This window comes from Pseudomonas sp. TNT3 (assembly GCF_010095445.2).
Taxonomy (GTDB): Bacteria; Pseudomonadota; Gammaproteobacteria; order Pseudomonadales; family Pseudomonadaceae; genus Aquipseudomonas.
This window is the reverse complement of the sequence record NZ_WFGV02000061.1, coordinates 20542-34279: the sequence shown is the minus strand read 5'-3', so window position 1 is coordinate 34279 and position 13738 is coordinate 20542. Positions and strand designations below refer to the sequence as shown.

9 protein-coding genes and 2 pseudogenes are annotated in these 13738 nt (G+C 60.2%); all 11 read right to left on the bottom strand.

Annotated elements, in window-relative coordinates; translation table 11 throughout:
- A pseudogene (locus GBC55_RS25605) lies at positions 1–754 on the bottom strand (glycine dehydrogenase (aminomethyl-transferring)); the annotation flags it as partial.
- A gap of 11 nt (positions 755–765) precedes the next feature.
- Positions 766–1149: a glycine cleavage system protein GcvH gene (gcvH, locus tag GBC55_RS25600; protein ID WP_162440200.1), complete on the bottom strand. Its 384-nt coding sequence runs from the start codon at positions 1147–1149 to the stop codon at positions 766–768.
- 362 nt (positions 1150–1511) lie between these two features.
- Positions 1512–3020 (bottom strand): sigma-54-dependent transcriptional regulator, encoded by a 1509-nt coding sequence (locus tag GBC55_RS25595; protein ID WP_162440201.1) that lies wholly within the window; start codon positions 3018–3020, stop codon positions 1512–1514.
- A 119-nt stretch (positions 3021–3139) separates the two neighbouring features.
- Positions 3140–4471, bottom strand: coding sequence for a CoA transferase (locus GBC55_RS25590; RefSeq protein ID WP_162440202.1), 1332 nt, complete (start codon positions 4469–4471; stop codon positions 3140–3142).
- A 199-nt stretch (positions 4472–4670) separates the two neighbouring features.
- Positions 4671–6809: a methyl-accepting chemotaxis protein gene (locus GBC55_RS25585; RefSeq protein WP_162440203.1), complete on the bottom strand. Its 2139-nt coding sequence runs from the start codon at positions 6807–6809 to the stop codon at positions 4671–4673.
- A 279-nt stretch (positions 6810–7088) separates the two neighbouring features.
- Complete coding sequence (locus GBC55_RS25580) at positions 7089–7484, bottom strand: YbaN family protein (protein WP_162440224.1); 396 nt, start codon at positions 7482–7484, stop codon at positions 7089–7091.
- Between the two features lie 64 nt (positions 7485–7548).
- Positions 7549–8133: pseudogene (locus GBC55_RS25575) on the bottom strand (biliverdin-producing heme oxygenase); the annotation flags it as partial.
- Positions 8134–8247: 114 nt separating this feature from the next.
- The gene (locus GBC55_RS25570) at positions 8248–10815 is read right to left on the bottom strand and encodes a TonB-dependent receptor (RefSeq protein ID WP_162440204.1); all 2568 of its coding nucleotides are present in this window, start codon (positions 10813–10815) and stop codon (positions 8248–8250) included.
- 122 nt (positions 10816–10937) lie between these two features.
- Positions 10938–11903 carry a FecR domain-containing protein gene (locus GBC55_RS25565; RefSeq protein WP_162440205.1) on the bottom strand — a complete coding sequence of 322 codons (966 nt, stop codon included), beginning with the start codon at positions 11901–11903 and terminating at the stop codon, positions 10938–10940.
- Positions 11904–11986: 83 nt separating this feature from the next.
- Positions 11987–12505 (bottom strand): RNA polymerase sigma factor, encoded by a 519-nt coding sequence (locus GBC55_RS25560; RefSeq protein WP_162440206.1) that lies wholly within the window; start codon positions 12503–12505, stop codon positions 11987–11989.
- A gap of 125 nt (positions 12506–12630) precedes the next feature.
- Positions 12631–13632, bottom strand: a complete 1002-nt coding sequence (gene gap / locus GBC55_RS25555; RefSeq protein ID WP_162440207.1) for a type I glyceraldehyde-3-phosphate dehydrogenase — start codon at positions 13630–13632, stop codon at positions 12631–12633.
- Positions 13633–13738: the final 106 nt, after the last annotated feature.

Below are 13738 nucleotides of genomic sequence, written 5' to 3'. Positions count from 1 at the left end.
CTGTCAGCGCCAACAAGTCAGCCGCGACCGCCACCAGTGCGTTGGCCGCGTGGAAACGCTCGGTCAGTTCGCGGTAATCGAACAGGTCGCCGTTGCTCGCCGGATACTGCAGCAGGGCGCCGAAGAAGGCGCTGACGTCGCTCAGCTCGCGCTCGTCGCCGACCACGACGTCGATGCCCAATGGCTCGGCGCGGGTGCGCAATACATCCAGGGTTTGCGGGTGGCAATGCACGGACGCAAAGAACGCGTGGCTGCCTTTGTTCTTGCTCAGGCGCTTGCAGAAGGTCATGGCTTCGGCAGCCGCGGTGGCTTCATCCAGCAGCGAAGCGTTGGCAATCGGCAGGCCGGTCAGGTCGCTGATCAGGGTCTGGAAGTTCAACAGCGCTTCGAGACGGCCCTGGGAAATTTCCGGCTGGTAGGGGGTGTAAGCGGTGTACCAGGCCGGGTTTTCCAACAGGTTGCGCAGGATCGGCGACGGCGTGTGCGTGCCGTAGTAACCCTGGCCGATATAGGTTTTGAACAGCTGGTTCTTGGCCGCGATGCCTTTGATCAACGCCAGGGCGTCGGCTTCGCTCAAACCGTCGTCCATGCCCAGGACGCTGGTGCCTTTGATGCTTTCCGGAATCACGCTGGCGCTCAAGGCTTCCAGGGAATCAAAGCCGAGGCTGTTGAGCATGGCTTGCTCATCGCCGGAACGCGGGCCGATGTGGCGGGCGATGAATTCGTTGGCAGTGGTGAAATTGATTTGAGTCATGTCGGCGCTCCTCAGGCTTCGGCGTTGGCTTTGATCAGACGGTCGTAGGCGTCCTGATCCAGCAGTTTGGCAACAGCCGAAGGATCGACTGGCTGGAAGCGGAAGAACCAGCCTTCGCCCATCGGGTCTTCGTTGACCAGCTCAGGGCTGCTGTCGAGCGCCGGGTTCACTTCCAGCACTTCACCGTCCAGCGGCATGTAAACGCCGCTGGCCGCTTTTACCGATTCCACGGTAGAAGCTTCAGCGCCTTTGTCGTAGGACTGCAGCTCGGGCAGTTGTACGAAAACCACGTCGCCCAGGGCGTTTTGCGCGAAAGCGGTGATACCGACTGTGACGGTGCCGTCAGCTTCGGTGCGCAGCCATTCGTGATCTTCAGTAAAACGCAACTCGCTCATGGAAACTCCTAAGGGGGCCAGACTCGTCTGGTGGACGCGATTGAATGCTTGGGCAAAGCCCTGCTTTATGGGGGGTTACTTAGCAATATCGCGGCCAACGTTGTTTAATCCTTATAAATCAGGCGTTTAAAGGGTTTTATAAAACGGCGACGATTGTTCTCTGTAGCGATATCGCTACAGTACAGGCAGAAGAAGAAACGCTATGGGGATCAAAGCTTTGCAATACGGGGGGGGGGAGGCGCTTGTAGCGATTTCGTTCCACTGTAGCGCTTTCAGTACAAGTGGAGGTCGTTTTTCAACACGGTTCTAAGACAACCTAAACCTTGTGGGAGCGCCTGCAGAATTGAGTTTCAGCTCAAGCCTCAAGGCTTGTTCGGAATCCCATACTTGCGCAACCGATGGGCAATCGCGGTATGTGAAGTTTGCAGGCGACTGGCCAACTGCCGGGTCGAGGGATAGCTGACGTACAGTTTTTCCAGCAGGGATTTTTCGAACTCGTCGACGGCCTGTTCCAGGCTGTCGATATCGTTGTCGCTCTGACGCGCCACCGAGGTGCCGGCGATGTCCAGATCGCCAATGTCCACCAGACTGCTTTCGCAAATCGCCGCGGCGCGGAAGATCACGTTCTGCAGCTGCCGCACATTGCCCGGCCAGCGGTTGCCCAACAGTGCCGGATAAGTGCCCGGCGCCAGGCGACACACCGGACGCTGGATTTGCGCACACGCTTGCTGCATGAAGTAGCGAGCGAGCAGCAGAATATCCTGACCCCGTTCGCGTAACGGCGGGACTTCGACATTCAAGACGTTGAGGCGATAGAACAGGTCTTCACGGAAGGTGCCTTCGCTGACCATTTTTTCCAGGTCGCGGTGCGTCGCACTGAGGATGCGCACGTTGACCTTGACCTCGCGATCACCGCCCACGCGTCGGAAGCTGCCGTCGTTGAGGAATCGCAGCAGTTTCGCCTGCAGGTAAGGCGACATCTCACCGATTTCATCCAGAAATACCGTGCCCTGGTTGGCCAGTTCCATCAGCCCTGGCTTACCGCCGCGTTGCGCGCCGGTAAAGGCGCCAGGGGCATAGCCGAACAGTTCGCTTTCGGCGAGGTTCTCCGGCAGTGCCGCGCAATTCAACGCAAGAAACGGTGAACTGTGCCGGGCACTGATGGCGTGGCAGGCGCGGGCTACCAGTTCTTTACCCGTACCGGTTTCACCTTGAATCAGCAGGGGGGCATCGAGGGCGGCAACTCGCTGGGCACGCGCCTTGAGCGTACGAATTGCCGGGGACTCGCCGAGCAATGCATCGAAGCCTTCGGCATGATCATGGTGCAACGCCGACAGGCGTTCGCCGATGCGATTGGGTTGATACAGCGTCAGCAGGGCGCCGGCGTCGGTGATGGGCGTGGCGTCCAATAACAGGGTCTGGCCGTTGACGGTGATCTCGCGCAGCGGCAGGCGAAATCCCTGTTCAAGCAACGCATCGAGCAGGGCCGGATCGGCAAACAGCTCGGCGACGCTTTCACCGGCCGGTTCGCGCCCATACAGCGCAATCATTGCCGGATTGGCCAGCAAGACGTTGCCGGCACTGTCGAGTGCCAGCACCGGGTCGGTCATGGCGGCGAGCAGGGCATCGAGCTGCAGGTGCCGGCGCTGGCCGGGCAGAATGTCCACCACGGTCACCGCTTGCACACCGCGCACGCTAAACAGAGCGTCGCGCAGCTCCTCAAGCACTTCCGGACTCAGGGTCGGGGCGTCGATATAGACGTTGGGCGGCACCATTTCCACCGCGTCCAGATTGAGATTGCGCCCACCCAGCAAGGCCAGGACTTCCTGGGTAATGCCGACTCGGTCGATGAAGCTGACGTGGATACGCATGGGGCGGTTTTTGATTCTGGCGTGCGGAGGGACGCAAGTATGCCTTGGGGCGGGCCAATGGTGAAATCCGGCAAGGATTTGCGAAAGAGCAAAGCCTGCTCGCCAAAGCTATCTCAAGATCACCACCACTGCGCGCGATGTGAGCCTAATTCAGAGGCAGGAAGCTCCCACTCCACCGGCGTACCGGTGATTTTCAGCGGCACCTGCAATCGATGCGCCGGACCCCAAGGCGTCTGCTCGACCAGTATTCCCTGATCGTTCTCGTCCTCCGCGTGCAAGGGTTCATCCGTCCCGGCGCCGGCTTCAATCAACAACTTCGCCGTGCGCGCTAACGACAAGCGTGCTGATCCTCCCGTTCCCAGCAACCGGATCGCACTGGCCGCCATCAAATACCCGGTCGCGTGATCGAGCGCTTGCAAAGGCAGCGGCGTTGGCTTGTCTGCGCGCTTCCAGTGCATGCCCGCCTCGGCGATGCCGCTGCTCATTTGCACCAGGCTGTCGAAGCCTCTGCGGTTCTGCCACGGGCCGCTCCAGCCATAGGCATTGAGGCAGACGTCGACCAGGCCGGGCGCCAGTCGCTGGCGTTCAGCGACGCCGTAGCCGAGACGTTCCAGGGCATCGGCGCGGTAGCCGTGGAGCAGAACGTCGGCGTCCTTGAGCAGGTGTTCGAAAACAGCGCGATCCGCTGGGGCATGCAGGTCCAGGCGAGCGCAGCGTTTGCCCAAAGTCACTTCCGGAATCACACCCGGTTCATTCCAGGTGGGCGGGTCGATGCGCAATACATCGGCGCCGAGGCCTGCGAGGAAACGGCTGGCAACGGGGCCGGCGAGGACGCGGGTCAGGTCCAGTACCTTGATCCCGGCCAAGGGTCTCGCCACCGAACCACGCCATGGTTTTTCAGGTGAATGACCGTTGTTTTCGAAGTGAACCAGAGGCTCGGCGTTGACTGCCTGACCTTGGGGATGCGCCTGCCACTGAGCCCAGGTTCGCATTTCGGCCGCACAACCACCGGCGTCGACCACCGCCTGTTCCAGATCGGACTTGGCCCATCGCGCCACGTGGCTGGCCATCGCGGCGCGGTTGTCGACGGCGCCGAGCACTGTTTCAGCCGCCGCTCGGTGATGAGGCGCATTGGTGTGCAGGCGGATCCAGCCGTCTTGGGTCGCGTAGTCGCCCGCAACCGGGTCCCACATCGGCGGAACACTCCAGCCCAATGGGCGAATCGAGGTGGCGAACCAGAAGGACGCCAGACGTCGATCGACTTCAAGGTGGGGGAGGCGGCCGGTGTGCTGCTGCAATAGCTCGCTGACAGCTTGGCCTGCGGTGGCAATGCTGGCGCAGGCCAGGTCGGTGACCGCGAACGCCGAGGGCAGCGCGCCGCTCGACGTGAAGGCAATCGGGGTATGAGGCAAGCCGAGTGCGGCTTGAATGGACGTGAGTAAATCAGTCATCGAAGGCCCTCCGGAACGAGAGCCCGATCATAGAACAAATCAGATGACAGGCCGGATGAAACCTGTGGGAGGTAAATCAGGCGTGAAATCCTTGTAGGAGTGAGCCTGCTCGCGATCGCGGTTCATCAGTCGACATCACTGTTGAATGTAAAAGCGTTCGCGAGCAGGCTCACTCCTGCAAAGGAACCGCGTCGCGAACTTAAACGCGGAACTGATCCATCAGTTTCATCTGATGGGTCGTCAGCGAATTCAGGTGGCTGCTGATTTGCGCCGATTCGGTGGCTTGCCCGGTCAGGGTTTCGGTGACGGTACGGATGGCCGAGACATTGCGGTTGACCTCTTCGGCCACGGCACTCTGCTGTTCGGCGGCGCTGGCGATTTGCAGGTTCATGTCGCTGATCACGGTGACCGCATCACTGATTTTGCTCAAGGCCTGAACCGCTTGCTGGATCTGTCCGGCGTTGCTGTGGGCCTGGGTCTGGCTCGAATGCATGGTCGCCACCACGCCACGAGTACCGGTTTGAATGCGCTCGATCACACTGCGAATTTCTTCCACCGAATCCTGCGTCCGTTTGGCCAGGTTGCGTACCTCATCGGCCACCACCGCAAAACCACGACCGCTCTCGCCGGCACGGGCGGCTTCGATGGCTGCGTTGAGGGCCAGCAGGTTGGTTTGTTCGGCAATGCTGCGGATCACTTCCAGCACCGAACCGATCTGCTCACTGTTGACCGCCAAGGCTTCGACTTCAGTCACTGCCTTGCTGACTTCGTCGGCCAGCTGATTGATGTCCCGGGTGCTGCGCTCGATGATCGACATGCCATCGCGGGCCGATTGATCGGCACCCTTTGCCGCATTCGCTGCGTTCGATGCGCTGTTGGCGACATCGTGGGCGGTGGCGCTCATTTCGTTGGAGGCGGTGGCCACCTGGTCGATCTCGCGGAACTGCACCTGCATGCCTTCGCTGGTCCGGCGAGCGATTTCCGAGGACTGATCGGCGGTGCCGCGGGCGTCGGTGATGCTCTGTTTGATCTGCGCGATCGTCGGTTGCAGCTTGTCGAGGAAACGGTTGAACCAGCTGACCAGTTCCCCCAGTTCGTCTTTCTTGCTGTAGTGCAGACGCTGCGTCAGATCGCCGTCGCCACTGGCAATGGCCTTGAGCATTTCAGCGACGCTGTTGATCGGGCGAGTCACTCCGGAGGCGGTGAGCCAGATCAGCAAGAGGCCTACCGTTCCGGCTGCTACGGCCACCAGTACGGCTTTAATGGTGCTGCTTTGCTGGACATCATCAAGTACGGCTTGCAGTTTCACCGAGTCGGCCAGCAGCACCTGTTTCGGCAGGTCGATCACGATGCCCCAGGCCTTGGAATCGGCAATCGGGCTGACCGGATAAACCGCGCGGATCAACTCGCCCTGTTCGAGAATCTTCGGGATGCCCGCATTGAGCAGTTGCAGCACTTCCTTGCCGTCAGCGCCGAGGGTGTCACCGATGCTTTTACCGACCTTGCTGGCGTCAACACTGAAGCCTGCGAGCACACCGGTGCCGGAGACGATCAGCATGTGGCCGGCGCCGTCGAACAGGTCGCGCTGGGAATCAACGGCCGCGGCTTGCAGGGCGTCGAGAGCAATGTCGATACCCACCACGCCGATGGATTTCCCGTCCACCAGCAGCGGTACGGAAATGGTGGTCATCAGCATTTCCTTGCCACCGACCGTATCGGCATACGGGTCCAGCAGGCAGGTGCGTTTGCTGTCACGAGGGCAGGTGTACCAGCTGTTGTAAGGGGTGCCGTTGATGTTCTGCGTGGTCTTGGTCATGTCGTCTTCGACCATGATCGTGTTTAACCCGGCGCCGCCGGCACGGCTCCAATAGGTGGCGAAACGACCGGCTTCGTTGGATTGACGGGCCGCGTCATTGGCGAACTCGCTGTCCTTGCCGTCCAGGCCATTGGGTTCGAACGCGAGCCAGATGCCGAGCACTTTGCTGTTACGTTCGAAGGCGGTTTTCAGGCTCTGATTCAACTCTTCACGCACCGCGCCTGCGTCAAGCGAACGCTTGGCGGCCATGCTGCGCATATCCTTGACCTGATCGGCCAGCGCCGTCACCACCATCAGGCTTTCGCCAAAGGTCTTCTGCACCCGCACGGCTTGCTCTGCTGCCTTGGCCTGCAGCAGATCCTGCACGCTGTCAGTGAGCATTTTGCTGCTGGAGGTGCTGACCAGCTCATCGTTCTGATTGGTCTGGTAGAAGTTCATGCTGACGATCAGGGCGACCACGCCTAGCAGGCACAGGCCGGACAGCAGAACGATTTTCAGGCGGATGGAAAGAGAGTCGAACATAGGGCGAACTCGCAAATGGATGAGGTGTTGGCTATGAGTCGGGATCGACCCGGTTCGCCAAGTCCATTCAGCGCCATTGGAGAAACATCGGCGTGGGGGAAGTTTGCATGAGTAAAAGCCGATGAACGGTCTTCGCAAGCGTTTGCGCGGGATTTGCGGGCGGTTGGCGGGGGCGCGTCGGTCTGGGCGAACGGGAATTTGATGTGAGGGAAGCGGGCAAAAGAGGGGCGGCTTCGCCACCCAGCGGGAGTGAACTTCCTCGTTACAGGGGGGTGTGGTTCAGGAGGGTTGTGGTGAGGATTCCGGTCTTGACCAGATCCACAGATTGCCCAGGCTCATGCCGGCGATGGCGAGGTAAACCGGCCAGCCGTGGTCGAGCATGATCAGCATCAAACCAGCGCACAGCAACATGCTGACGGTGGCACTGACCTTGGCCCGGCGCGCGATGATTTTGCCGTTGCGCCAGTTGCTGAGGATCGGTCCGAACAGCCGATGGTTCTCCAGCCAGGCACTGAGACGCGGCGAACTCCTGGTCGCGGCCCAGGCGGCCAGCAGGATGAACTCGGTGGTCGGCAGGCCGGGCACGACAATGGCGATCAAGCCTATGCCCAGGCTGACGTAAGCCAGCAGGCCGAAGAGGACGCGCACGAGTTTTGAGGAGGATGGTTGAGACATTTGGCTCGGAAACGCAGGTGGGACGAAATCGGGATCTTACAGGCTGACACAGTTCCTTGTAGGAGTGAGCCTGCTCCAACAACACAGTAAAGCGGTTGAAGGCGTCTATCGCGCCTTTATCCAGCTCCGCTTCTTCCTGCGCGCTCAGCTCCAGTCCGTCGAGTGTTTTGACGAAGCTTTTCCAGCCTTCAGCGCGGCCGCCAGCCGGTTCGGCGAGGTGGCGAGCGCCAAACGTTTCGCTCAAGCCCAGACCCACTGCGCGCTTGATCAGGAAGGCCGCACCCAGCTTCGACCCTTCGGACACGAACAACCAACCCAGCGCCTCGGCTTTGGACGGTTTTTTCACCGCGCCGGCGACAGGTGCCGGGACTTCGGTGTCCAGATCCGCCAGGTCAGCCTTGGCCGCTTCGGCACGGCAGCGAGCCGGCAGGTCCGGGACGATGGCGGTCAATTCGGCATCGTTGTACAGCGGCACCAGTTCTGACTGGAACAAGTATTGCGCCACCACGAAACGGGCGAAATTGGCCTGGGTTTCGAACGGTGCGTGGGCTTTGACCAGCGCATCGAGTTTGGTGTGTGGCTCGTTGGTGATCTGGTTCAAGCGTTGCGAACGCAGAGCAGGGCGTTGAGTGGTGTCCTGAGTGGTCATGAGAAGTCCTTGAGGGAAAGAGGCGCTTGGTAACGAGACGAACGGGGAGGCGCCGGACAGTAAAAAAACCTCATGACGCCGCCTTTAAACGACCGCGCCATGAGGTGGGCAGGATCAGATGTCCCAGACCAGATTCACCGAGAAGTTGCGACCTGGCTGCGTCAGGCGGTCGAGGTTCGCCGGTTGAGTCACCGAGGCTTCGCCCACGCTGTCGTAGCCGCGTACGTCATCCCACTGCCAGTACTTCTTGTTGGTCAGGTTGTACAAACCGGCGTTGACGGTCACGTCGTCGGTCACTTTGTAAAAGCCCGCCAGGTCGAGCACGCCATAGCCCGGCGTCTTGAACTGGGTGCTGGTGCCATCCGGTGTATTGAAGTTGGTGCTGTCGACCCGGTCCTTGCGCTTGACCAGTGTCCAGCTCATCAACGCACCGTATTTGTCCTGGTCGTAACCCAGGCCGAACACGCCGGTCAGCGGGTTGATGCTGTTCAGCGGTTCGCCGCTGTCATCGTCGCGACCGTAGAGGTAGGACAACGAACCCTGCGTGTAGAGGCCGTTTGGCGCCCCGAACGTATCGAGGTTCAGGCGACCCTTGAGCTCCAGACCCTTGATGGTGGCGTGCTTGATGTTGTTGCTCTGGAAGGTGAGTTCGTTGTAACCGGGGGTGATGGCGTTTTCGTTGATGAAATCGCGGTACTTGTTATAGAACACCGCGACATCGAAGGTGCCTGCTTCAAACTGTCCGCGCAGGCCGGTTTCATAGCTCTTGCTCTTCTCCGGCTCGAGGTCCGGATTAGGCGCGACCTGATAGCCGCCGTTGATGTTTTCGAAACGACCATAAAGGGCTTTGGCGGACGGTGTTCGGAAGCCTTCCGCGTACTGGCCGTACCAGGTGTAGTGATCGTTGAACTGGTAAGTGGTGCCGAACTTCGGCGACAGGCGATGCCAGGTCTTGTTGTCATCGTCCACTTCGCCGTTGCCGCTCTGGTCGGCGGTGGCCAGGAACTCATCGGTCAGGCGTGGCTTGAGCTGGGTGTAGTCGTAGCGCAGGCCGGGCACGAAGGTCCAGTTGTTCCAGCTGATCTGATCCTGGGCGAACAGGCTGTAGGTGTTGATGGTCGGGTCCGGGAAGTCGCTGGCCGGGGTCAGGGTATCGGAGGCGCTTGGAGCACCGACGGCGCGGCAGGCACCGAACACGGTCAGGCAGGTGCCATTACCGGTACGCAGGCCGGTGACTTTGTCCTGCTTGATGGTGGTGCCGTAGGTGAAGACGTGATCGGTGTCGGCGATGGCGAACGCCTTGTCAGCCTGAACATCGAAAACCCATTGGCGATCTTTGTAGGTGGTGTCGCGGTTGCGCAGAACGGTTCGAGCGGGCGGCGCGTAGATTTCCTGTGTGCTCTCGTCGGTCTTGGCGATTTGATAATTCAGCGTCCATTTGATGTTGTCCGCGAGAACACTGTCGAGGCCGAAACTATTTTCGATGCCGAAGCGTTCACGAGTAATGGTGTTGTTGCCACTGCGAGACTTGTAGAAGCCCATACCGCGCCCCGCATTGAACGGACCACCGACCGCACTCAGCTGATTGGTGTCCCGATCGTCCTTGTAGTGTTCATAGGTAAGGCCGAAGCGTGCGTCGTCGGCGTAGTTCCAGCCGAGCTTGGCCAGAATGTTGGTAGTGCGCACGTCTTCAGGGTTGGCTTCGGTGCGATTGAGGCCGGTGCCGCCGGTTTCACCGTAGGACTCGGTTTCGTGGCCGTTGCGCTGGCTCAGGTGCAACAAACCGTCGAAGTCACCGGTACGGCCGGCCACGGTGCCGGACGTCAGCCAGCTCTCGTCAGCCGAGCTGTAACCGGTCTTCAGGCGCGCGCCAACGTCTTCGCCGGGTTTGATGATGTCGTCCGGGTCCAGTGTGTAGTAGCTGACAGCGCCACCGATGGCGTTGCTGCCGTAAAGCACGGATGCCGGGCCGCGCAGGATTTCCACGCGCTTGACGATTTCCGGGTCGACATAGTTGCGGTTGGTCTGAGCATAGGGACCGTTGAAGAAGCCGTCCGGGACTTGTACGCCATCGACCTGGGTCAACACCCGGTCACCGTCGATGCCGCGGATGTTGTACCCGGTGATGCCGGAGCGCTGACCCGCGCCGCCCACGGAAACGCCGGGCTCGTAACGCACCAGATCCTTGATGGAATTGACGTTGTTGCGGTCCAGTTCTTCACGGGTGTGCACGGTGACCGTGCTCGGCACGCTGCTCACGTCCTGTTCCTGACGGGTCGCGCTGATGGTCATCTGTTGCAGGTTGAGCGAGCCGGTGTTGGTGCGCAGCTCAAGCACGATGTTGTTGTTACCCAGTTTGCGATAACTCAGGTTGGTCCCCACCAACAGGCGATCAAGGGCTTTTTCCGGCGGCAAGGAACCGCGCACACCCGGGGAGGCCACACCCTGCGCGAGCTCGGCGGAGAACCCGACCTGCCACCCCGTCACAGTGGTAAACGCGTTGAGTGCCGACACCAGCGATTGCTGAGGAATGGCGAACGAGTAATCGCCCATGTTGCGGGTCGATTTCTCGGCGGCGGTGGCGGCCATCAGCGGCGCGCTGCCGGCCATCAGGATGGCTGCGGTCAGCAGCGACAGCACGCGTGAAGGTGAAGAGGACTGGCGGGTAAGGCGAGAGGACATCGATAGCGCTCCGTGTCGCACGAATCTTTATAGGTGCTGATTTGCATTTAGAGATGCGAATCAATTGCATTGGCTATAACGAGACGAACGAGCTTCAGCTATCGAGTAAAAATAATTCTCATTTAGTTCAAGATCACCAACGCAGGGAATTCCTGAAGGCGTGCCGAGGTGATGTGGGCGAGTGAACGCACCACGTCCAGCGGCTGATCGAGCCGGTAATTGCCGGTGACGGCGACGTCGGCCAATTGCTCATTGTTGTTGATGATCCAGCCGGGGTAGTAACGGCGCAGTTCAGCCAGCACCTGGCTCAGTGGGCAGTTCTCGAAGACCAGCCTGCCCTGGACCCAGGCCAGCTCGGTGGCGGCGTCGAGTTTGGCCGGACGATCAAAGCCGTTGGGGCCGATGCGGATACTTTCCCCGGCGGACAAGCGAATCCGGGCATCGTCACGGGTGGCGCGCAAATCGACATCCCCGCGCTGCACCTGGACCTGTGCCACGCCGTCGAGGTAGCGCACGGCAAATGCTGTATCGCGCACGCTGGCCTTGACCGGGCCGGCGTCAATTTCCAGCGGTTTGCCCCGATTGGCCGGCACCTCGAAAAACGCCTCGCCCTGATACAAACGAGCCACGCGTTGCTGATCATTAATGGTGCTGGAAAAGGCCGAGTTGGTGTTCAGCAGGACTTTCGAGCCGTCCTCCAATTGCAGTCGCTGGCGTTCACCGACCACGGTCAGGTGATCGGCCTGCAGGCGCATGGGCAGGTTGCTGAAACTGAACAGGCCGAGGATCAGGACGGCCGCAGTGGCCAGGGGTTTCCAGTGCGGGCGCAGGCGCGACAGCACCGTCACCTTCGGCGGTCGAGCGGCCAGTGTTTGCGCGCATTGCACCACCTGCGGGCCGTCCCAGATGGCCTGGGCTTTGGCAAACGCTTGGGCATTCAAGGGATCGGCAGCAAGCCAGTCTTGAAACTCTCGGGTCTGATCCTCGCTCGGACTGCCCAGCACGATCAGCCAGTCCAGGGCCTGGTCCATCGCGCTTGCGGAGTCCTGCGCCGGGGCGGGCGGAGGCGGGCGGCGGGTGTCCGTCACGGTGTTTCCTCGGCAGTGTCTGTGCACCGCTGTTTTTTGGATGAAGCGTGAAAAGGAGGCAAGGGTAGCAAAGCCTCGCCAACTCAGTCGCCGTTCAGACGTTCGGCAACACCGATGCAGATCGCCATGATCAGCTTCAGTTCCTTTTGCACGGTGCTCAACGACACGTCGAGCTTCTGGGCAATTTCCAGATAGCTGTGCCCGTGCAGACGGCTGAGAATGAAGATCTGCTGCTGGCGGGCGCTGAGTTGGTTGAGGCTCACGTTCAAATGCTCCAGCAACTGTTCGGCATGAGCGGCGTCCTCGGCACTGCTGACCGGGGCGGCGACACTTTCCACCACCTCCATCGGCACGTCGTCGAGCAGGGTGCGGGACTGAATGCGGCGCGCACGCAAATGATCCAGCGCCAAATTGCGGGCCGTCTGGAAAACAAAAGGTTCAAGGTGATCGATGGCACGCTCACTGAGCGCCCGCGTCACTCGCAGGTAGGTCTCCTGCAAGAGGTCTTCGGCGGTGCTGTGATTGTTGACCATCCGCTCCAGCGTGCGCAGCAGCGAAACCCGCTGGGCGATGAAGACGTGATTGAAGCGCGACTGACTCACGGGAGAACCTGATCCATTTCGAGCGAATGATAATGCTTATCATCCGCTCGAGAGGTCAAGCACAGAATTGTGAAAGACTGCGCGATGCCTGTAGTGGGCCGTGGTGAGCCTGGTTTAGCGGAGCATTACTCCGCGTTACACAACGCCAGGCAGTTATCGAGCATGCGGTTGGAGAAGCCCCATTCGTTGTCGTACCAGGCCAGCACCTTGAGCAGCTTGCCGCTGGATTTTGTGTGATTGGCATCGAAGATCGACGACAGCGGGTTGTGATTGAAGTCACTGGAAACCAGGGGCAGGGTGTTGTAGCCCAGAATCTTCGAATGCTGGCTGGCTTCCTTGAGCAGGGCGTTCACTTCGTCAGCCGAGGCTTCGCGCTTGAGTTGTACGGTCAGGTCCACCAGCGACACGTTGATCACGGGAACACGCACTGCCATGCCGGTCAGTTTGCCGGCCAGTTCCGGCAGCACCAGGCCGACCGCTTCTGCGGCGCCGGTCTTGCTCGGGATCATGTTCTGGGTAGCCGAACGAGCGCGATACGGGTCGGTGTGATAGACGTCGGTCAGGTTCTGGTCATTGGTGTAGGCGTGAATCGTGGTCATCAGGCCGCTTTCGATGCCCAGTTCGCGATGCAGCACCTGGGCCACCGGGGCCAGGCAGTTGGTGGTGCACGACGCGTTGGAAATGATCTGGTGGGACTGGCGCAGAATGTCGTGGTTCACCCCATACACCACGGTGGCGTCGGCGCCTTTGGCCGGGGCGGAGATGATGACTTTGCGCGCGCCGGCCGTAATATGCGCGGCGGCTTTGGCCCGGTCTGTGAAAAGACCGGTGCATTCGAACACCACATCAATTTTTTCGGCTGCCCAAGGCAGGTCTGCCGGATTGCGAATGGCACTGACGGCAATACGGTCGCCGTTGACGGTCAGGCTTTCCTGGTCATGCTGAACATCGGCGTCGAACGTGCCGTGAACAGTGTCGTACTTGAGCAAATGCGCATTGATCGAGCTGTCACCCAAGTCGTTGATGGCGACGATCTGCAAATCCTGACGATAGCCTTGGGTATACAGTGCACGAAGGACGTTGCGGCCAATCCGGCCAAAACCATTGATAGCAATTCGTAGAGTCATTTAAATGGGCCGCCGTCGTTTTGTTGTTGGAATTACAAGATTATTCGCATAAAAATAGAAAACAAGCCTTTTTAATGGCAATATTTTGTTCAATCTACAACGAGTG

Coding starts and splice junctions, on each gene's coding strand:
- gcvH (WP_162440200.1), bottom strand. CDS start 1,149: ATGAGCGAGTTGCGTTTTACTGAAGATCACGAATGGCTGCGCACCGAA.
- GBC55_RS25590 (WP_162440202.1), bottom strand. CDS start 4,471: ATGACTGATTTACTCACGTCCATTCAAGCCGCACTCGGCTTGCCTCAT.
- GBC55_RS25570 (WP_162440204.1), bottom strand. CDS start 10,815: ATGTCCTCTCGCCTTACCCGCCAGTCCTCTTCACCTTCACGCGTGCTG.
- GBC55_RS25580 (WP_162440224.1), bottom strand. CDS start 7,484: ATGTCTCAACCATCCTCCTCAAAACTCGTGCGCGTCCTCTTCGGCCTG.
- GBC55_RS25585 (WP_162440203.1), bottom strand. CDS start 6,809: ATGTTCGACTCTCTTTCCATCCGCCTGAAAATCGTTCTGCTGTCCGGC.
- GBC55_RS25595 (WP_162440201.1), bottom strand. CDS start 3,020: ATGCGTATCCACGTCAGCTTCATCGACCGAGTCGGCATTACCCAGGAA.
- gap (WP_162440207.1), bottom strand. CDS start 13,632: ATGACTCTACGAATTGCTATCAATGGTTTTGGCCGGATTGGCCGCAAC.